The organism is Cupriavidus sp. UYPR2.512 (genome assembly GCF_000379565.1).
In the GTDB taxonomy this organism is placed as follows: Bacteria; Pseudomonadota; Gammaproteobacteria; order Burkholderiales; family Burkholderiaceae; genus Cupriavidus.
The window spans coordinates 56,063-75,111 of sequence record NZ_KB902942.1 but is presented as its reverse complement, the minus strand read 5'-3'; the positions used below and the strand labels follow the sequence as shown (position 1 = coordinate 75,111).

The window sequence follows — 19,049 nt, the reverse complement described above, 5'->3', positions numbered from 1 at the left end:
GATGAAAGAAGCCAGCCATGCTTGAGATTCGCAAGCTGCATGTCAGCGTAGACGACAAGCCCATCCTGCACGGCATCGACCTCGGCGTGAAGGCCGGCGAGGTGCACGCCATCATGGGCCCCAACGGTTCGGGCAAGAGCACCCTGGCCCACGTACTGGCCGGGCGCGACCGCTTTACCGTGACAGAGGGCCAAGTCATCTATGACGGCACCAGCCTGCTTGGCATGCCGCCGGAAGAGCGCGCCCGCGCGGGCATCTTCCTCGCCTTCCAGTATCCGGTGGAAATCCCCGGCGTCTCCAATATCTACCTGCTCAAGGCGGGGCTCAACGCGATCCGCAAGCACCGCGGTCAGCCAGAGCTGGACGCCATGGATTTTCTCGCCCTGGTCAAAGACAAGCTCCGCCTCATGGAAATGGACCAGGACCTGCTTTACCGATCGGTGAACGAGGGCTTCTCCGGCGGCGAGAAGAAGCGCAACGAGATCCTGCAGATGGCGGTGCTGGAGCCGCGGCTCGCCATTCTCGATGAGACTGACTCTGGCCTCGACATCGACGCACTCAAGATCGTCGCCAGGGGCATCGAGGCCATGCGCAGCCCGCAACGCGCGATTGTGCTGGTCACGCACTACCAGCGCCTGCTCGACTACATCGTGCCGGATCAGGTTCACGTGCTGGCGCAAGGCCGCATCGCCAGGTCCGGCGGGCCCGAGCTGGCGCGCGAGCTGGAGCGGCACGGCTATGCCGGGATGGAGTCTTCAACATGAGCGCAAGCGGACTGGAGCACTATCTCGCCGAGTTCGCCCGCGTCGAGGCCGCGTTGCCCGGCCACCACCTGGGCTGGCTTGCGCACGCGCGCCGGCAGGCGCTGGATCATTTCGCCCAGGCCGGGTTCCCCACGCTGCGCCAGGAGGACTGGAAGTACACCAGCGTGGCCGCACTCGAGAGAAGCCGCTTTGCCGTGGCACTGCCGCAGGCCGGCGCCGGCCTGGACCCTGCGGTGGCAGCACAGATCGAGGCGCTTGCCCTAGCCGGCGCGCATCTGCTGGTATTCGTCAATGGCGCGCACCAGCCGCAATGGTCGCGCGTCGACGCCCTGCCTGCGGGCATGGAGCTCGCCAGCCTGGCCGCCACGCTGGAGCGCGCACCAGACTGCCTGGAAGCGCTGCTCACGCGTCGCGCAAGCGACTACCCGTCCGGTTTTGCGTCCGGCTTTGCCGCCTTGAACATGGCGTTCATGACCGACGGTGCCTATATCCGCCTGGCGGCCGGAACCGTCTCCGAACAGCCGATCCACTTGCTGTTCCTCGCCACGGCTGGCGAGCTGGCAACCCATGCGCGCAACCTCGTGGTGGCGCAAGCCGGCAGCCAGGTCTGCATCGTGGAGCACCACGCGGGCCTGGATGGCCTGGGCTATTGCACCAATACCATCACTGACATCGTTGCCGAGCGCGATGCGCAGGTCGAACATCACAAGCTGCAGCAGGAGAGCCTCAAGGCCTTCCATGTCGCCGGCGTGAAGCTGGACCAACAGCGTGGCAGCCGCTGCGCGTCCAGCTCCTTTGCCCTGGGCGGCGCCCTGGCGCGGGTCGACATCGAAGTCGGGCTGAATGCCGAGCATACGGAGTGCTCGCTGGACGGGCTGTACATGAGCGGCGGGCGACAGCATATCGACCACCACACCCGCATCGACCACGCCAGCCCGCACAGCAAGAGTCGCGAGTTCTATAAAGGCGTGCTCGCGGGCGCCGCGCGCGCCGTCTTCAATGGCAAGGTGGTGGTGCATGCCGATGCCCAGCACAGCGACGCGCATCAGTCCAACCGCAACCTGCTGCTGTCCGACAACGCCGAGGTCGACACCAAGCCGCAACTGGAGATCTATGCCGACGACGTCAAGTGCAGCCACGGCGCCACCGTAGGCCAGCTCGATCCCGAGCAGATCTACTACCTGCGCTCGCGCGGGATGGACGATGCCGCGGCGCGTGCGCTGCTGACCTTTGCCTTCGCCGAAGAGGTAGTCAGACGGCTCGGCCCGGCCCCATTGCGCACGCGGCTGGAAACGCTCCTGCGCGGCCGGCTGCCGGCACCCGTGAAGGAGGTGCCATGAACACGGCAGCGCATGAGTCGATGGCAGTGGAGCACGCCTTGCCGGTCGCCAGCCTGGAGGTAGAGCGGCTGCGGCAGGATTTCCCGATCCTGCGCCAGACCGTCAACGGCAAGCCGCTGGTCTATCTGGACAACGCCGCCACCACCCAAAAGCCGCAAAGCGTGATCGATGCCGAAGCGCGCTACTATGGCGCGCTCAACGCCAATATCCACCGCGGCGTGCATACCCTGAGCCAGCGCGCCACCGATGCCTACGAGGCCGCGCGCGACGCAGTGCGAGACTTGATCAACGCGGCCGGGCGCGAGGAAATCGTGTTCGTGCGCGGCACCACCGAGGCGATCAACCTGGTGGCGGCAAGCTTCGGCCAGCGCCTGCGCCCGGGCGACGAGATCCTGATCAGCGCGATGGAGCACCACTCCAATATCGTGCCGTGGCAACTGGCCTGCCAGCGCACCGGCGCCTTGCTGCAGGTGGCGCCGATCAACGATGCCGGCGAGCTGATGCTGGAACAGTTCGCGCGATTGCTCGGCCCCCGCACCAGGCTGGTCGCGCTGACGCACCTCTCCAACGCGCTTGGCACGGTCAACCCGGTGCGACACATCATCGATCTGGCGCATGCCCAGGACATCCCGGTGCTGATCGACGGCGCCCAGGCAGTGCCGCACCTCAAGGTCGACGTACAGGCCCTCGATTGCGATTTCTACGCGTTCTCCGGGCACAAGCTATACGGCCCCACCGGCGTCGGCGTGCTCTACGGCAAGGCCGCGCTGCTCGATGCCATGCCGCCTTACCAGGGCGGCGGGGACATGATTCGCGAGGTCACGTTCCGCAAGACCACCTACAACGCGCTTCCCTACAAGTTCGAGGCCGGCACCCCTAATATCGCCGGCGTCATCGCCCTTGGCGCCGCGATCGGGTACGTGCGCGCGGTCGGCCTGGATGCCATTGCCGCCCACGAGCACGCGCTGCTCGCCTACGCCAGCGCGCAGGCCGCGAGGATCGCCGGCCTGCGCATGATCGGCACGGCTGCCGACAGGGCGAGCATCCTCTCGTTCACCCTGGACGGTATCCATCCCCACGATGCAGGCACCATCCTCGATCAGCACGGCGTGGCGGTCCGTGCGGGCCACCATTGCGCCATGCCGGTGATGGAGCGCTTCGGCGTGCCTGCCACGGTGCGCGCTTCCTTCGCGTTGTACAACACGCGTGAAGAAGTGGATGCACTGTTTGCCGCCGTGCGCGCGGCACAGGAGGTATTCGCCTGATGTCTGACCTGCGCAACCTCTACCAGGAAGTGATCGTCGACCACAGCCGCTCGCCGCGCAATTTCGGGCGGCTGGCGGCAGCGAACCGCAGCGCCGAGGGCTTCAACCCGCTGTGCGGCGACCGGCTGAGGCTGTACCTGAGAATCAGCGATGGGGTGATCGAGGACGCCAGCTTCGAGGGCTCGGGCTGCGCCATCTCCACCGCCTCAGCCTCGCTGATGACAGAAGCGCTCAAGGGCAAGACCGAGGCACAGGCGCGGGCCTTGTTCTGCGGCTTCCACGCGCTGGTCACCGGAGCGCCGGGGCAGGCCGAGGTGCCGATGGGAAAGCTGGAGGTCCTGGCCGGCGTGCGCGAGTTCCCGGCACGCGTGAAGTGCGCCACCCTGGCCTGGCATACCATGCAAGCCGCTTTGGAGAACAGCGCCAGGCCGGTCTCAACGGAGTAAGACCATGAGCATGATCGATTGGCTGCACAAGGCCAGGGAACACGAAGACAGCTCCGAGGCTGAGCCGGACAGCCTCGAGGGGCGGGTGATAGCGGCCTTGCGCACCGTGTACGACCCCGAGATCCCGGTCAATATCTACGACCTTGGCCTGATCTACCAGTTATCGGCGGACGAAGCCAGCGGCAAGGTTGGCATCCGCATGACGCTGACCGCACCGGGCTGCCCGGTGGCGCAGGCCTTCCCCGGCGTGGTGGAGGGCGCCGTGATGGAAGCCAGCGGGGTGAACGAAGTCGAGGTTGAACTGGTGTGGGACCCGCCCTGGTCGAAGGAAAGAATGAGCGAGGCGGCACGCCTGGAACTGGGGCTGATCTGAGATGAGCGAGTGGATCGATGTCGCCAGGGCCGACGAGTTCGCGCCCGGCACTTGCCGCAGCGTCGATGTCGATGGCATACAGGTCGCGGTATTCAATGTGGGTGGCAATTATTACGCCATCGAGGACCTCTGCTCGCACGAGGCCGAGCCGCTTTGCGGCGGCGACGTGGAGGGACAGGAAGTGGTCTGCCCGCGCCACGGCTCGCACTTTTCCCTGCTGACCGGCGAGGCGCTGTCCCCGCCCGCCTACGAACCGGTGGCAACATTTCCGGTCCGGGTGGAGGGCGGCAAGGTGCAGGTCAGGGACGAGCGCGCGGAATAGGCGGCCGCGCCGCGGGCACTTTCCCTCTGCGCAGCACTATGCGTACACTCTGAGCCGGCACAAGTTCAGTCACTTGGCCCGAGCCGTCTGGACTCACTGTCATCAGGCAGCACTGCCTTGCCATACCCGCCGATCCCATCTCTAATAGTCTTGAGTACCGTCCAAGCGACCAACGACGGCCAGGAGGCGAAATGCGCTGCACCAGTTGCGGTTTCGCGAACCTTGCGGGAGCCAACTTCTGTGAGGCATGCGGGGCAAGGCTTGGCCGAGCGTGCCCTCAGTGTGGCGAAGAAGCCACTGCAGCTGCGAAGTTCTGCCGCGCTTGCGGCTTTGCACTGTCCGACGCCCCTGCCAGCGCCGTTTCCACGCCAGTGCCGCCTTCACCTGCGGCCACGGCCCCGGTCCTCTACACGCCGCCCCACCTTGCCGGGCGCATCCTCGCCGAGCAGGCGGCGATGGAGGCCAGGGGCGAGACTGCCGGCGAGCGCAAGACCATCACCGCGCTGTTTGCCGACATGGCGGGCTCGACCGCGCTGACGCAGGACCTGGACCCCGAAGACACGCGCCGGCTGATCGACCCCGTGGTGACGCTGATGATGGAAGCCGTCCACCACTATGAGGGCTATGTGGCCAAGTTCCTCGGCGATGGCATCCTGGCGCTGTTCGGCGCCCCGATTGCCCACGAGGACCATGCCTTGCGCGCGCTGTACGCGGCGCTGCGCATGCAGGATGCCATGCATCGCCACAGCGACCGGGTGCGGCTGGAGCAAGGCATTCCGCTGCAGATCCGCATTGGCATCCACACCGGCGAAGTCGTGGTGCGCTCGATCCGCAAGGATGACCTGCACACCGACTACGATCCGGTCGGGCACACCATCCATATCGCTTCGCGCATGGAGGGGATTGCCACGCCGGCGTCGATCCTGGTCAGCGAATCGACCCACAGGCTCACCGAAGGCTATTTCGAATTCACGGCGCTGGGGACCACCCATGTCAAGGGCGTGCGCGACCCGCTCGCGGTGTATGAGGTGGTTGGCCTGGGGGCCTTGCGCACGCGCCTGCAGGTGGCGGCGCACCGCGGCCTGGCCAGGTTTGTCGGGCGCCAGGATGAGCTGGCGCACTTGCACGCGGCGCTGGGGCAGGCCAAGGCGGGGCACGGGCGCATTGTCGCAGTGGTCGGCGAAGCAGGGGTCGGCAAGTCCCGGCTGTTCCATGAATTCAAAGTCAGGTCGCAACAGGGCTGCCTGGCGCTGGAGACCTTTTCGGTCTCGCACGGCAAGGCTTTTGCCTACCTGCCGCTGATCGAGATGCTGAAGAGCTATTTCCAGATCACGGCGCAGGACGGCGACCGCAGCTGCCGCGAAAAGGTGACCGGCAGGCTGCTGACGCTGGACCGTTCGCTGGAAGAGCACCTGCCCTACCTGCTCTACCTGCTGGGCACAATCGAGCCCGACTCGCCGTTGCCGACCATGGACCCGACCATCCGGCGCCAGCGTACCTTCGACGCGATTGCGCGGCTGCTGGTCCGGGAAAGCCTCAACCAGCCACTGGAAGTCATTTTCGAAGACCTGCAATGGCTGGACGGTGAGACCGAGGCGTTCCTCAATATGCTGATCGAGCATGTACCCGGCGCGCCGATCCTGCTGCTGGTGAACTACCGGCCGGAGTACAGCCATCACTGGAATGCGGACGGGCATTATTCGCAGCTGCAGTTGCAGCCGCTAGGGCAGGCGGAGGCGCAGGAACTGCTGACCGCGCTGCTCGGAGACGACCGTAGCCTGGTGCCGCTGAAGCGGCTGATTCTCGACAAGACCGAAGGCAATCCCTTCTTCATGGAGGAAGTGGTCCAGACCCTGGCCGAGGAAGGCGCGCTGCTCGGCCAGCCCGGCTGCTACCGCATCGAAACCGCGCCGGCCCTGCTCCATATCCCCACCACCGTGCAAGGCGTGCTGGCCGCCCGTATCGATCGGCTGCCGCTGGCCCAGAAGGAGCTGTTGCAGACGCTGGCCGTGATCGGCAAGGAGTTCCCGCTGAGCCTGGTCCTGCGCGTGACCGGCTTGCCGGAAGACCGCTTGCATCCGCTGCTGGCCGACCTGCAGGCTGCGGATTTCGTCTACGAACGTCCGGCATTCCCTGAAGTCGAGTACGCCTTCAAGCACGCGCTGACCCAGGAGGTGGCCGGCAGCTCGCTGCTCACCGAGCGGCGCAGCGCATTGCATGAAAGCTCCGCCCAGGCCATCGAGGCGCTCTTCCATGGGCGGCTCAAGGACTACTGCAGCGAACTGGCGCACCACTACAGCCTCAGCGGCAACATCCCGAAAGCAGTCGAGTACCTGCACTGCGCCGGCCAGCAGGCACTGCTGCGCTCCGCGCAGGCCGAAGCGATCCGGCACCTGAGCACCGCCATCGACCTGCTCAAGCGGCAACCCGACAGTCCCGAACGCGCGCGCCAGGAGCTGAAGCTGCTGCTTGCGCTCGGGCCCGCCCTGTTTGCGGCCCGGGGCCAGGCATCGCCCGAAGTGGAGGTCAATTACCGGCGCGCGCTGGCCTTGTGCGAGCAGGGCCAGCAGACGCCCTATGTGTTCTCGGCACAACTGGGGCTGTGGGCGTTCTATCAGCTGCGCGCGCAATACGAGGTCTCGCTGCCTTTGGCCAAGCGGCTGCTTGCGCTGGCCATGCAGTCACAGAAACCCAAGCAACTGGCGGAGGGCCATCGCGCGATGGGCGCCACGCTGTTCCGCCTTGGCATGCTGGACGCCGCGCGCAAGCATGTGGAGGCGGTGCTCGCCGTGCCGCACCCTGAACAGCCGGCGTACGACTTCCTGACGGGCTACGGGCGCGACCCGGCCGTCCATGCCACCGGTACACTGGGCTGGCTCCTGTGGTACCAGGGGTTGGCGGACCAGGCACTGGCGCGCTGCAAGGAGGCGCTGGCCATGGCCCGCGCCCGGCCGGATGCATACAACCTTGCGCTGTGCCTGGTGTTTGCCGCGGAACAGCATCAGTGCCGGCACGAGGCCCGGCTGACACGGGAGTACGCCGAAGCCGCCATCGCCATTTCGGGCGAGCAGGGGTTTCCGATCTACCTGGCATGGGGCACGGTCCTGCAGGGCTGGGCGCTGGCGGAACTGGGCAGCCACCAGGAGGGCCTTGCACTGATGCGCCGGGGCGTAGCCGCCTATGAGGCCACCGGTGGCAAACTGGGTATGCCGAATATGCTGGCCTCGGTTGCCGATGCCTGTGGCAAGGCGGGCCAGACCACCGCCGCGCTGGACTTGCTCACGCAGGCACAGGCACTGGTGGAAGAGACCGGAGAGCGGCTCGATGAGGCAACCGTGTACCGGCTACGCGCCGAGATGCTGCTGCAGCTGTCGGCAGAGCGCCCTGCATCGCCGGCCGCGCAGGAGGAAGCCGAAGCCTGCTTCCAGCGGGCCATCACGGTCGCCCACGAACAAGGTGCAAAGCCGCTGGAACTGCGGGCCACCCTGGGCCTGGCCCGGCTGTGGCGGCAACAAGGCAAGGGCGACGCGGCGCGCGAAGTGCTGGCGCGGATCCACGGCAGCTTCAGCGAGGGCACCGATACTGCGGACTGGCAGGAGGCCCAGGCGCTGCTTGCAGCGCTGGCCGCCGACCACACCACCCCGGAGCGCCCACACGCATGACCCCGACGCCAGGCCTCCCCCTGCAAGACCGCTTTGTCGCCCTGTGGACTCGTGCGGGCGGCACGCGCGCGGCCGACGTCTTCACCGATCTCGCCCGTTGCTACGGTGAACCGACGCGGCACTACCACACCCTCGACCATGTCCGCCGCTGCCTGCACGACCTGGACTGGGCGCGCAGCGCGATCCCGGATACCGACGAGGTGGAACTGGCGCTCTGGTGCCACGACGTGATCTACGTGCCCGGTGCCACGGACAACGAGCAACGCAGCGCCGAATGGTTGCGCCATTGGTCGGGCGGCACCATCGCCGCCGCCGCGCGCGTGGCCGCCCTTATCCTGGAAACCACGCATGCCGAAGTGCCGGCAAGCCTGGCCGGCCGCTTCACCGCCGATATCGACCTGGCGGCGCTGGGCTGCAGCCGCGCGCGCTTCCAGGAAAATGGCGACCACCTGCGGGCCGAACGCACCGACCTGGACGACGCCGCCTATGACGCTGCCGAGCGCGCCTTCCTGAGTGCGCTGCTGGCCAGCCCACGCATCTACACCACCGACCTGTTCCAGGCGCGCTACGAGGCGCAGGCACGCGCCAACCTGACGTGGCGGCTGGCGCAGCCGGGCCGGCCTACAGGAACTCTCCGCTGATATCGATGCTGGAGCGCCGGCCCACGCTGTCGTAGTGCTGCTCCAGCCACCGGCTCGCCTCTGCCCGGCCCTTGTCGCGCAGCGAGCACAGGAATGCCCAGTCGGCGTTGTACTTGGTGGAGACCCCCAGCGCGGCCATGGTCTGGTCCGAGCGGATCGAGTGGATCCACATCTCCTTCATCTCCGTGCCGTCGACCTTGCCCTGCTGGATCAGCGACGTGACGAAGGCAATCGCGCGCATCTCGCGCATCAGCGACGAATTGAAGCTGACCTCATTGACGCGGTTCAGGATATCCGCGGCCGTGGTCGGCACGCCGTGGCGCACGATCGGGTTGATATGGACGATCACGACATCGTGCGTCTGGCAGTGATAGATCAGCGGAAAAATCGCCGGGTTGCCGACATAGCCGCCATCCCAGTAGTGCTGGCCGTCGATGCTGACCGCCTGGAACAGCGTGGGCACGCAGGCCGAGGCCAGCACGGCGTCGATGCTGAGCTCCTCGGGCGGGAAGATGCGTATCCGGCTGGTCTCGATATTGGTCGCACACAGGTACAGCCGGATCGGGCAATGCTCGCGCAGTGCCGCAAAGTCGACCTGGCTGCCGAGCACGTCGCGCAGCGGATTGAGGTTGTTGGGATTGAACTGGTACGGCGACAGCAGGCGCAGCGCAATGTCGGCCATCGCATACATCGGGGAATGGTTCAGGCCCAGCGTATGGCTGCTCTTGAACCACGGCAGCCACCGGAACGGGTTGTAGCGCTGCGCCGAGTGCGCGATCGCTTCCCAGAAATCGTGCAAGGCCAGGCGTGCGCCGTCACTGCCGCCCTGCAGCAGCCCGTAGGCCAGCACCGTGCCGTTCATGGCCCCGGCGCTGGTGGCGCTGACACCTTCGATCGCCAGCCTGCCGTCCTCCAGCAGACGGTCGAGCACGCCCCAGGTAAAGGCGCCATGCATGCCGCCGCCCTGCAGGGCGAGCGCCACGGGCTTGGGTTGTGCAGGCTCTGGCTGCATGCGTTCTTCCCTTCAGCGGCGGCAACCCGCCATGCTCAAGTGTAGGGAAGAACTGTGCGTGCAGCGTAGTGCCGGACGCGCGCAGGGGCACACACCGCGCATGCCCTGGCCAGGCAGGGCCGGTCCGCAAGCGCCGGGCCGTTGCGCTGGCGCACAAGGCACTGAGCCAGGCTGCGGCCAGGTACTACAATGGCCGCATAAAAGCAGAACAGCTCTTCTTCGTGCGCCAAATACCTCACTTTCCGGCTCGAAAGGCCATTTCCCGCCCGGCCTCCCTGATCGTGGCCGCCAGCGTTATCCTGGTCTGCATGATCACGGCCCTTGGCGCGCTCGCCCTGGTGCAAATGCGCAGGGATGTGCTGGACAATGCCGGCGAGGCCTCGGCCAACCTGGCGCTGACGCTGGAACGCAGCATCACGCGCAACCTGCAGATCCACGAGCTGGCGATCGGGGGCGTGGTGGAAGCCATGCACGATCCCGCCCTGCTGGCGCAGCCGCCGGCGCTGCGCCAGCGGCTGCTGTTCGACCGCTCGATCAATGCCGAAGACATGGGCTCGCTGCTGGTCACCGACGCCAACGGCACGCTGGTGTTCGACTCGCACCAGTGGCCGCCGCGCCCGGTCAACGTCTCTGACCGCGACTACTTCCAGGCCCACCGCGGCGGCGATCACGGCGGCTTGTTCCTGAGCCGGCCGTTCCAGCCGCGCCTGACGCCGGAGAACCAGTCCATCGGCATCAGCCGGCGGCTCTCCGCGCCGGACGGCAGCTTTGCCGGCATCGTGGTCGGCACCTTGCGCCTGAACTACTTCCGCAAGCTGTTCGATGGCGTAAGCCTTGGCGCGGGCGGCACCCTGACGCTGCTGCGCACGGACGGCACCATCATCATGCGGCGGCCCTATCAAGCCGAATCGATCGGGCGCGACATCTCCGGCAGCCCGTCATTTGCACCGCTGCTGCAAGGCACGCAAGGTACGTTTATCGGCGTCGCGGCAGTCGACGGGGTTCAGCGGCTCTACAGTTTCAGGCGCATTCCGGGCTTTCCGCTGCTGGTCGTGGTGGGACGCGCCACCCACGACGTGCTGGCGCCCTGGTACCGGCGCGCGTGGCTGTTCGGGACGCTGATCATCGCCCTGGACGCCGCGATCATCGCGCTCTCGGTATTGCTGTCGCGCCAATGGCGGCGCCGCGCCGAGATGGAAGAGCACCTGCGCTGGATGGTCAACACCGATGGCCTGACCGGGCTGGGCAGCCGGCGCGCGCTGGACGATGCCGCCGATGTGGAATGGCGGCGCGCGCGGCGGCACGGCGAGCCCTTGTCGCTGCTGATGCTCGACGTCGACCATTTCAAGGAGTTCAATGACCGCTACGGGCACCAGGCCGGTGACGATGCGCTGGCCGCGGTGGGCGCCTGCATCCAGCGCCATGTGCGGCGGCCGGGCGACTATGCGGGACGCTATGGCGGTGAAGAATTTGCCATCCTGCTGCCCCACACCGACGCAGCCGGCGCAGCCGCCATGGCCGAGACCGTCCGCGCAGCCGTCCAGGCCTTGCAGATTCCGAATGCGGCGGGAGCCAACGGGCTGCTGACGGTCAGCGTCGGCGTGGTGACCGACTCCAACAGCGCCGGCAGCCACGAGGCCTTCACCGAGTTGCGCGCCTTTCTCCGCGCCGGCGACGAAGCGCTGTATCTGGCCAAGCGCTCCGGGCGCAATGGCGTGGCAACCTTCGGCACGACGACGGCAGTGGCAATGGCACCCTGAACGCGCGCCGCTGCATGCTCGCTGCGCCAGTGCTTACACCCGCCAGACCTGCAGCAGATCCCATGCCGGCTCCGCCCCTTCCGGCTGTGGCAACGCCTGCGCCTCGACCAGCATCGCGCCGGCCTGCGCCTGCAGCTTGTCCAGGCAGCGCGACAGCACGCGCGCCTCTTCGGCCGTCAGGCAGCCAGCCAGCCGTGTATTGAAGTCCCGGGCCTGCGCGAACGCCGCGCGGTAGACGGCTTCGCCTTGCCCGGTCAGCGTGAAGGCTGCAGCGCGCCGGTCCTGGGTGCGCGTTTCGCGCCGGACCAGGCCGCGTTCCACCAGGGCGTGGACGGCGCGGCTGGCCAGCACCTTGTCCAGGCCGGCGCTTTCGGCCAGTTCGGTCAGCCGGGTGCCTGGCTGCTCGCCAAGGAAGGAAATCATGCGCCATTCGCGCCGCGTGACGCCCGCCCTGGCGCGCAGGTGCAGCGCCGCGGCGCCCAGCGCGACGCGATTCAGGTGGTAGACCCGGTAATTGATGAAATCAGCCAGCCGCTGCGGCCGCTGCAGCCGGTTGCCGCGGTTGCCGCTGTTGTCGTGTGCCATGCCACACCTGCCAATTAGTTGACTTTGTCAATTATATCGACGGGTGTTAGCTTGCATCGACGCCGCTCGCCGGCGGACAACAAACTGGAGACATCGTGAGCCCTCGCACCTTCCTTCCCCGATTCGCCGCGTGCCTGCTGGCCGTTGCCGCCGCCTGGTCCGCGCCCGCCAGCGCCCAGTCGGACCGTCCGCTGCGCATCCTGGTGGGGTACCCGGCCGGCGGCACTGCCGACCTCGCCGCACGCCTGGTCGGCGACAAGCTGCGCGAGACCCTGAACCAGACCGTGGTCATCGAGAACAAGCCCGGCGCCGGCGGGCGGCTGGTGATGGACTACGCGCGCACGCAGCCGGCCGATGGCAATACGCTGGTGGTGGCCAACTCGGCGGTCATGACCATTGCGCCGCTGGTCTACCGCAAGCTCAACTACGATATCCAGCGCGATTTCACGCCGGTGGCGCAGGCCGCCAACTTCCAGCTGGCGCTTGCCACCGGGCCGGCCAGCCCGGCACGCACGCTGAAGGACTATGTGGCATGGCTCAAGGCCGGTCCGCAGAACAACTCCTACGCCTCGCCGGCGCTGGGCAGCATCCCGCATTTCTTCGGGCTGATGATCGGCAAGCAGGTTGGCATCGAGATGCTGCACGTCCCCTTCAACGGCTCGGCGCCGCTGATGAGCGCGCTGGTCGGCGGGCAGGTGCCGGCTTCGGTCGACACCCTTGCTGACCTGACTGAAATGCACCGCGCGGGCAAGATCCGCGTGCTGGCGACTTCCGGCACCCACCGCTCGGTGGCACTGCCCGATGTGCCGACCTTCACCGAACTTGGCTACAAGGGCATCGAAGGTGAAGGCCGCTACGGCCTGCTGGCACCCGCGGGCACGCCGCGGCCGGTGCTCGACAAGCTCAACGCCGCCATCGTCAAGGCCGTGACGTCGCCGGACGTGCGCGAGAAGTTTCTCAAGCTGGGACTGGAACCCGCAACCGGCCCGGCCGACGCCTTTGCCGGCGTGCTCAAGGCCGACGCCAGCAAGTGGGCACCGGTGGTCAAGGCGTCCGGCTATACCGGCGACTGAAGCGAGGCAGACCGACCATGACGATCCGCAATACCCTCTTCATCATGTGCGACCAGCTGCGGCGCGACCACCTGGGTTGCTACGGGCATCCGGCGCTGCGCACGCGCAGTATCGATGCGCTGGCCGCGCGCGGCGTGCGCTTCGACCGCGCTTTCGTTACTTCCGGGGTCTGCGGGCCCAGCCGCATGAGCTTCTATACCGGCCGCCATGTCAGCAGCCACGGCGCCACCTGGAACCGTGTGCCGCTGTCGGTCGGTGAAGTCACGCTGGGCGAATACCTGAAGGACAGCGGCCGCGCGCTGGCGCTGGCGGGCAAGACCCATGTGATGCCCGACAACGCCAACCTGAAACGGCTGCACCTGGATGGCGGCACTGAGCTGGAAACGCTGCTGCGCAGCGGCCACTTCACCGAGGTCGACCGCCATGACGGCCACCACGCCGAGCCGCACAGCGCGTACGCCGACTGGCTGCGCCGGCAAGGCTACGACAGCGCGGATCCGTGGACCGACTACGTGATCAGCGCCGAGAACGAACGCGGTGAGATCGTCTCCGGCTGGCACATGCGCAACGCAGGCCTGCCCGCGCGCGTGGCCGAGCCGCACTCCGAGACCGCGTACACGGTGAACCAGGCGATGCAGTACATCGCCACGCGCGGCGATGATCCGTGGGTGCTGCACCTGTCGCTGGTCAAGCCGCACTGGCCCTACCTGGCGCCCGCGCCCTACCACGCCGCGTATTCGCTCGACGACTGCCTGCCGCTGCAGCGCCACGACGCTGAGCTGGAAGACCCGCACCCGGTGCTGTCGGCCTACCGCACGCAGGAAGAATGCGCCAGCTTCATGCGCCAGGAAGTCTCGGACACGGTGCGGCCCGCCTACCAGGGCCTGATCCAGCAGATCGACGACCGGCTCGGCCAGCTATGGGAACAACTCGAACGCCTGGGCCGCTGGCAGGACACGCTGATCGTCTTCACCGCCGACCACGGCGATTTCCTGGGCGACCACTGGCTGGGCGAGAAGGAGCAGTTCTACGACACCGTGCAGAACATCCCGCTGATCGTCTACGATCCCTCGCCGCAGGCGGATGCCACGCGCGGCACCGCGCAGGCCAGCATGGTCAGCGCGGTCGACGTCGTGCCGACGGTGCTGGACGCATTGGGCCTGGCGCCGGCCGACCACCGCGTCGAGGGCCGCTCATTGCTGGACCTGACGCGCGCGGGTGAGCGCGCCGATGCCGTCAGCTGGCGCGATTTCGTCGTATCCGAACTGGACTACGCCTATCGCGGCGCTCGCGTGGCGCTGGGCCGCCATCCCGGCGAATGCCGCGCCTGGATGGTGCGCGACGCGCGCTGGAAATATGTGCACTGGCAAGGGTTCCGGCCACAGCTGTTCGACCTGCAGAACGATCCGCAGGAATATGTCGACCTGGGCTGCGATCCGGGCCACGAAGCCGTGCGCAGCGCCATGCGCTTGCGGCTGCTGGAGTGGTTCTGCACGCTCAAGCCGCGCGTGACCGTGACCAACGAAGAGGTAGCGGCCAAGACCAATGTGTACAAGCAGGCCGGCGTGTTCTTTGGCGTGTGGTGACTACGCCCCGCGCCATCCGCGGTACGGCGACTGCCCCTGCCCGGATGGCGTATCCTTTGAAAGGAGGGATGGGGGGGGCCGGTGTTCGGACCGGCAACCGGAGCGATCATGAAACACACCTGGATCCTTGTGGCGGACGAATCCCTCGCCCGCATCTTTGCCTCGCACGCCTCAACCGCGCCAATGGCGCTGGTTGAGGAAATCACCGACGCGGCTGCGCATGGCGACCGCGCCGACCTGCGCCGCGATGCCTACGGCCGGCGCGGCCACGCCGCCGTACAGGGCGACGCCGGGCACCCGGGTGCCCACCAGGCCGGACCGTCCACTGTCACATCCTCGGCCGGGGAGGATGAACTGCACCAGGAAGCGCAGCTGTTTGCCCGCCGCGTGGCGGACTATCTTGCCGATGCGCGCAACAAGCAGCGCTTTGATTCTCTGGCGCTGATCGCGGCGCCGCGTTTCCTGGGCCTGCTGCGCAAAGCCCTTCCCGCCGGCGTCACGGACGTCATCACGAAGGAAATTGGCAAGGACCTCACCCACGTGGCCAACAACGACCTGCAACAACGGCTGGCCGACGAAAACATCATTCCCGCGCGCCGCGACGCGCGCGTCAATACCGGCCGGGACCGGTAGTGAAGCCACGCAGCGCCGGTGCCAGCCACTGGCGGCTGCGTCGCCCTATCGCGTCAGTGTCCACTTGTAGGCATAGCGGTCCGGACGGAACAGCAGTTCGCCGCAGAACAACGGTGTGTCCTCGATGTCATGCGGCGTGCTGCGCAGGCGCAGCAGCGGTTCGCCCACGGCAACACCGAGCCGGCGCGCCACGTCCGCGGGCGCGGCAACGGCGGTGGCTTCCATCGCCACTTCCTTGAACCGGTATCCCAGCCGGCTTTCAAACAGCGCCATGGCGTCGTTGGTTTCCAGGTCCTCCTGCACCAGGCGGCGCATCAGTGGCTCAGGACCCATCAGGGTGAAATGCGCGACGGCCGCGTCGTCCCAGTACCGCACGGTGGCCACGCTCAGCACCTTCTCGCCAGGCTGCAGACGCAGCGCCGCCGCCACATGGGCCGGCGCGCGCACCAGCCGTACCGACGCCAGCTTGCCGTACGCAAGCTGGCCACGGGCGCGTCCGGTTTCATAGAAGCCGGTCAGTGCGCCAAGGCTGGGCGTGTCCGAGGGACGGGTCACGAAACTGCCCTTGCCGTTGACCTTTTCGATCAGACCGGCGTTGTGCAGCCCGGACAGGGCCTGGCGCACGGTGATCCGGCTGACCGCGAATTCCGTCACCAGCTCCGCCTCGGACGGAAGCTTGGCGCCCGGCCCCCATGTATTGCTGGCGATTCGCTGGCGAATCTCGTTCTCAATCTCTTTGAACCTGGGCAGCGTCACGTATGTTCCGCCTTGGCGGCGGCTCCGAACTGGGTGGAACGGGATTATACCTATCATAATAGGTCTCGGCCTAACCCTATTGACCTGTCATAACAGGTGATGGCAGTATCCGTCATCACCAGATGTGCGCGCCCCTGAAGAACACCGCATGCTGGCAACTCAGGAGACACGTAAATTGAATACCAGGGCATCACAAGACGCCGCCAGCGCGGCGGCGGAGTTCGACTACATCGTGATCGGCGCGGGATCGGCGGGGTGCGCCGTGGCAGGGCGCCTGGCAGAAGACCCGAGTGCGACCGTGGCCCTGCTCGAGGCGGGGCCGCATGACCATCACTTCTCGATCTGGGCGCCGGTGGGCATCGCTGCGGTGGTGCCCAAGGCCGGCCCGCGCAACTACGCCTACTACACCGTACCGCAACCGGGCCTGAACGGCCGCCGCTCCTACCAGCCGCGCGGGCGCGGCCTTGGCGGCAGTTCATCGATCAACGGCATGGTCTATATCCGCGGCCATCGGCGAGACTACGACGACTGGGCCGCGCTGGGTTGCCGGGGCTGGGGTTTCGACGACGTCCTGCCCTACTTCCGCCGCAGCGAGCACAATCCCCGCCTGGCCGGCCACGAACATCCGCTGCACGGCAATGACGGGCCGCTGCACGTGAGCGACTTGCGCTCGCCCAATCCGTTTGCGCGGCGCTTTGTCCAGGCAGCGATCCAGGCCGGCCTGCCTCACAACGACGACTTCAATGGCCACAGCCAGGAAGGCGCCGGCCTGTACCAGGTGACGCAGCGCAACGGCGAACGCTGGAACGCGGCGCGGGCCTACCTGCACAGCGGCAATGCAGCGGACACGGCGCTGAATGGCGGCCGTCGCGGCCTGGCGGTGCTGACCGATACGCAAGCCCTGCGGATCGTGTTCGAAGGCAAGCGCGCTGTCGGCGTGGAAGTCGTGCGCGGTGGGGCGGTGCAGATCCTGCGCGCACGGCGCGAGATCGTGGTCAGCAGCGGCGCCTTCAACTCGCCGCAGTTGCTGCTGGCGTCCGGCATCGGTCCGGCCGCGCAGCTGCGCAGCTTCGGCATCGGTGTGGTCCATGACCTCCCGGGCGTGGGCGAGAACCTGCAGGACCACCTCGACATCATCGTCAACAAACAGCTGCAAACGACTGAGCTGTTCGGCAAGACCGGCCGCGGCATGCTGCGGCTGGCACGCGAAGTGATGCGCTACCGGCGCACCCGCACCGGCATGGTGTCGTCAAATATCGCCGAGGCCGGTGCCTTCCTGCGCAGCCGCCCCGAGCTGGACATCCCGGATGTGCAGCTGCACTTTGCCGTGGCGCTGCTCGGCAACCGCAGCCTGGGCAATCTCGGCCACGGCTACTCCTGTCACGCCTGCGTGCTGCGCCCGACGAGCCGCGGCCATGTGCGCCTGCGCAGCGCCGACATGCGCGAGACGCCGGTGATCGATCCGCGCTTCCTGTCGGCCGAGGAAGACATGGCCGGCATGGTCGAGGGCGTGCGGGCCATCCGCCGCATCTTTGCGCAGCCCGCACTGGCGCAGCACGGCGGGCGCGAAGTCCTGACCGACGCTTTCGGTCCCGACAGCGGCAATGAAGCCGCCATCCGCGACTTCGTGCGCGCGCACGCGGACACGGTCTACCACCCGGTCGGCACCTGCAAGATGGGCGTCGACAACATGGCGGTGGTCGACCCGGCGCTGCGCGTGCATGGTGTGGAGGGCCTGCGCGTCGCTGACGCGTCAATCATGCCGACGCTGATCGGCGGCAATACCAACGCCCCCGCCATCATGATCGGCGAAAAGGCTGCGGACCTGATCAAGGCCTCGCACCGCTGAGACGGCCATCCCCCCTGCATTGGCAACCACAACACGGAGGAGACACCCCATGCAAGCCACTGCCGCAGTCACCATCAGCGCGCAAGCCTATCGCGCGCTGGACAATGAAGCCTTTCCCTTTACCGTGCGCCGCTGCACGCCGACAATCGGCGCCGACATCGAAGGCATCGATTTCCGCGAGCCGCTGGACGACGACACCTACCTGTCGCTGCGCCGCGCGCTGCTGAAGTACAAGGTGCTGTTCTTCCGCAAGCAGGCGATCACCCCGGCTCAGCACGTGGCCGCGGCGCGCCGCTTCGGCACGCTGGAAACGCATCCGATGCTCACCAACCATCCGGAACTGCCCGAGCTGGTTGTCTTCGGCCGCGACGGGCAGACGCGCGGGCGCGAGAACCTGTATCACTCCGACGTGTCCTGGCGCGAGATCCCGTCGATGGGTTCGATGTTGCGCTGCCTGGAATGCCCGGAGGTCGGCGGCGACACGCTCTGGATCAACATGGCCGCCGCCTACGAGAACCTGCCGCAGGATGTGAAGGTCCGCATCGCCAACCTGAAGGCCGTGCATGACGCGATGCCGACCTTCGGCGCGTCGATGAGCGACGAGAAGTACGCGGAGATGCGCGCCAAGTATCCGCCGATGGTGCACCCGGTGGTACGCACCCACCCCGAAACCGGCGAGAAGATCCTGTTCGTCAACGAAGCCTTCACCACGCATTTCGCCAACTTCGTCAAGGAACAGCCCTATCGCTTCGGTTCCGATTACCGGCCCGCCGAACTGGACCTGCTGCAGTACCTGTACCGCCAGGCGGCCGCGCCGGAGTACCAGGTGCGCCTGCGCTGGCAGCCGGACACGATCGCGCTCTGGGACAACCGCTCCACGCAGCACTATGCCGTGCAGGATTACTTCCCGGCCGTGCGCCACATGAACCGCGCCACCATCATCGGCGACCGTCCGGTCTGACCGAACGCCAACCCATCCGAG

General features: G+C 67.2%; 17 protein-coding genes. 14 read left to right on the top strand and 3 right to left on the bottom strand.

Features of this window, described 5'->3' with window-relative positions; all coding sequences use genetic code 11:
- Nucleotides 1–17 precede the first annotated feature (17 nt).
- From sufC to A3A5_RS0112645, 8 genes are all read left to right on the top strand, one after another.
- A complete protein-coding gene (gene sufC, locus A3A5_RS0112680) occupies nt 18–764 on the top strand; it encodes a Fe-S cluster assembly ATPase SufC (protein WP_018310946.1) in 747 nt (248 codons plus the stop codon).
- Complete coding sequence (sufD, locus tag A3A5_RS0112675; RefSeq protein WP_018310945.1) at nt 761–2,104, top strand: Fe-S cluster assembly protein SufD; 1,344 nt, start codon at nt 761–763, stop codon at nt 2,102–2,104. The genes sufC and sufD overlap by 4 nt, the downstream gene beginning before the upstream one ends.
- Nucleotides 2,101–3,369 (top strand): cysteine desulfurase, encoded by a 1,269-nt coding sequence (locus A3A5_RS0112670; protein ID WP_018310944.1) that lies wholly within the window; start codon nt 2,101–2,103, stop codon nt 3,367–3,369. The genes sufD and A3A5_RS0112670 overlap by 4 nt, the downstream gene beginning before the upstream one ends.
- Nucleotides 3,369–3,815 (top strand): Fe-S cluster assembly sulfur transfer protein SufU, encoded by a 447-nt coding sequence (sufU, locus tag A3A5_RS0112665; RefSeq protein ID WP_018310943.1) that lies wholly within the window; start codon nt 3,369–3,371, stop codon nt 3,813–3,815. The genes A3A5_RS0112670 and sufU overlap by 1 nt, the downstream gene beginning before the upstream one ends.
- Before the next feature lie 4 nt (nt 3,816–3,819).
- The gene (locus A3A5_RS0112660; protein WP_018310942.1) at nt 3,820–4,188 is read left to right on the top strand and encodes an SUF system Fe-S cluster assembly protein; all 369 of its coding nucleotides are present in this window, start codon (nt 3,820–3,822) and stop codon (nt 4,186–4,188) included.
- Nucleotide 4,189: 1 nt separating this feature from the next.
- A complete protein-coding gene (locus A3A5_RS0112655) occupies nt 4,190–4,510 on the top strand; it encodes a non-heme iron oxygenase ferredoxin subunit (protein WP_018310941.1) in 321 nt (106 codons plus the stop codon).
- Between the two features lie 191 nt (nt 4,511–4,701).
- Nucleotides 4,702–8,172 carry an adenylate/guanylate cyclase domain-containing protein gene (locus A3A5_RS0112650; protein ID WP_026200715.1) on the top strand — a complete coding sequence of 1,157 codons (3,471 nt, stop codon included), beginning with the start codon at nt 4,702–4,704 and terminating at the stop codon, nt 8,170–8,172.
- Nucleotides 8,169–8,813, top strand: a complete 645-nt coding sequence (locus tag A3A5_RS0112645; protein ID WP_018310939.1) for a hypothetical protein — start codon at nt 8,169–8,171, stop codon at nt 8,811–8,813. The genes A3A5_RS0112650 and A3A5_RS0112645 overlap by 4 nt, the downstream gene beginning before the upstream one ends.
- On the opposite strand, the gene A3A5_RS0112640 is transcribed toward A3A5_RS0112645, so the two are convergent.
- A complete protein-coding gene (locus A3A5_RS0112640) occupies nt 8,794–9,825 on the bottom strand; it encodes a patatin-like phospholipase family protein (RefSeq protein ID WP_018310938.1) in 1,032 nt (343 codons plus the stop codon). The two genes, A3A5_RS0112645 and A3A5_RS0112640, sit on opposite strands and share 20 nt — an antisense overlap.
- Nucleotides 9,826–10,106: 281 nt before the next feature.
- Here A3A5_RS0112640 and A3A5_RS0112635 point away from each other — a divergent pair, with 281 nt between their 5' ends.
- Nucleotides 10,107–11,585, top strand: a complete 1,479-nt coding sequence (locus A3A5_RS0112635; protein ID WP_018310937.1) for a sensor domain-containing diguanylate cyclase — start codon at nt 10,107–10,109, stop codon at nt 11,583–11,585.
- Nucleotides 11,586–11,618: 33 nt separating this feature from the next.
- Here the strand turns inward: A3A5_RS0112635 and A3A5_RS0112630 are convergent, their stop codons facing one another.
- A complete protein-coding gene (locus A3A5_RS0112630) occupies nt 11,619–12,170 on the bottom strand; it encodes a MarR family winged helix-turn-helix transcriptional regulator (RefSeq protein ID WP_018310936.1) in 552 nt (183 codons plus the stop codon).
- A gap of 95 nt (nt 12,171–12,265) precedes the next feature.
- Between A3A5_RS0112630 and A3A5_RS0112625 the strand changes: the two genes are divergently transcribed.
- The 3 genes from A3A5_RS0112625 to A3A5_RS0112615 all read left to right on the top strand — a co-directional run bounded on the left by A3A5_RS0112625 (nt 12,266) and on the right by A3A5_RS0112615 (nt 15,462).
- Complete coding sequence (locus A3A5_RS0112625; RefSeq protein ID WP_018310935.1) at nt 12,266–13,243, top strand: Bug family tripartite tricarboxylate transporter substrate binding protein; 978 nt, start codon at nt 12,266–12,268, stop codon at nt 13,241–13,243.
- A gap of 17 nt (nt 13,244–13,260) precedes the next feature.
- A complete protein-coding gene (locus A3A5_RS0112620; RefSeq protein WP_018310934.1) occupies nt 13,261–14,829 on the top strand; it encodes a sulfatase-like hydrolase/transferase in 1,569 nt (522 codons plus the stop codon).
- A gap of 108 nt (nt 14,830–14,937) precedes the next feature.
- On the top strand, nt 14,938–15,462 hold the full coding sequence (locus tag A3A5_RS0112615) for a host attachment protein (protein ID WP_018310933.1): 525 nt from the start codon (nt 14,938–14,940) through the stop codon (nt 15,460–15,462).
- Between the two features lie 45 nt (nt 15,463–15,507).
- Here the strand turns inward: A3A5_RS0112615 and A3A5_RS0112610 are convergent, their stop codons facing one another.
- On the bottom strand, nt 15,508–16,218 hold the full coding sequence (locus A3A5_RS0112610; protein WP_018310932.1) for a GntR family transcriptional regulator: 711 nt from the start codon (nt 16,216–16,218) through the stop codon (nt 15,508–15,510).
- A 148-nt stretch (nt 16,219–16,366) separates the two neighbouring features.
- Between A3A5_RS0112610 and A3A5_RS0112605 the strand changes: the two genes are divergently transcribed.
- Together A3A5_RS0112605 and A3A5_RS0112600 are read left to right on the top strand one after the other, a co-directional pair.
- A complete protein-coding gene (locus A3A5_RS0112605) occupies nt 16,367–18,067 on the top strand; it encodes a GMC family oxidoreductase (RefSeq protein WP_035812466.1) in 1,701 nt (566 codons plus the stop codon).
- A 49-nt stretch (nt 18,068–18,116) separates the two neighbouring features.
- Complete coding sequence (locus tag A3A5_RS0112600) at nt 18,117–19,028, top strand: TauD/TfdA family dioxygenase (protein ID WP_018310930.1); 912 nt, start codon at nt 18,117–18,119, stop codon at nt 19,026–19,028.
- Nucleotides 19,029–19,049 lie beyond the last annotated feature (21 nt).

What these genes read in the sequence shown, in the direction of transcription:
- sufC (WP_018310946.1), top strand. Translation starts at nt 18, where the DNA reads ATGCTTGAGATTCGCAAGCTGCATGTCAGCGTAGACGACAAGCCCATC.
- sufD (WP_018310945.1), top strand. Translation starts at nt 761, where the DNA reads ATGAGCGCAAGCGGACTGGAGCACTATCTCGCCGAGTTCGCCCGCGTC.
- A3A5_RS0112670 (WP_018310944.1), top strand. Translation starts at nt 2,101, where the DNA reads ATGAACACGGCAGCGCATGAGTCGATGGCAGTGGAGCACGCCTTGCCG.
- sufU (WP_018310943.1), top strand. Translation starts at nt 3,369, where the DNA reads ATGTCTGACCTGCGCAACCTCTACCAGGAAGTGATCGTCGACCACAGC.
- A3A5_RS0112660 (WP_018310942.1), top strand. Translation starts at nt 3,820, where the DNA reads ATGAGCATGATCGATTGGCTGCACAAGGCCAGGGAACACGAAGACAGC.
- A3A5_RS0112655 (WP_018310941.1), top strand. Translation starts at nt 4,190, where the DNA reads ATGAGCGAGTGGATCGATGTCGCCAGGGCCGACGAGTTCGCGCCCGGC.
- A3A5_RS0112650 (WP_026200715.1), top strand. Translation starts at nt 4,702, where the DNA reads ATGCGCTGCACCAGTTGCGGTTTCGCGAACCTTGCGGGAGCCAACTTC.
- A3A5_RS0112645 (WP_018310939.1), top strand. Translation starts at nt 8,169, where the DNA reads ATGACCCCGACGCCAGGCCTCCCCCTGCAAGACCGCTTTGTCGCCCTG.
- A3A5_RS0112640 (WP_018310938.1), bottom strand. Translation starts at nt 9,825, where the DNA reads ATGCAGCCAGAGCCTGCACAACCCAAGCCCGTGGCGCTCGCCCTGCAG.
- A3A5_RS0112630 (WP_018310936.1), bottom strand. Translation starts at nt 12,170, where the DNA reads ATGGCACACGACAACAGCGGCAACCGCGGCAACCGGCTGCAGCGGCCG.
- A3A5_RS0112620 (WP_018310934.1), top strand. Translation starts at nt 13,261, where the DNA reads ATGACGATCCGCAATACCCTCTTCATCATGTGCGACCAGCTGCGGCGC.
- A3A5_RS0112615 (WP_018310933.1), top strand. Translation starts at nt 14,938, where the DNA reads ATGAAACACACCTGGATCCTTGTGGCGGACGAATCCCTCGCCCGCATC.
- A3A5_RS0112605 (WP_035812466.1), top strand. Translation starts at nt 16,367, where the DNA reads ATGCTGGCAACTCAGGAGACACGTAAATTGAATACCAGGGCATCACAA.
- A3A5_RS0112600 (WP_018310930.1), top strand. Translation starts at nt 18,117, where the DNA reads ATGCAAGCCACTGCCGCAGTCACCATCAGCGCGCAAGCCTATCGCGCG.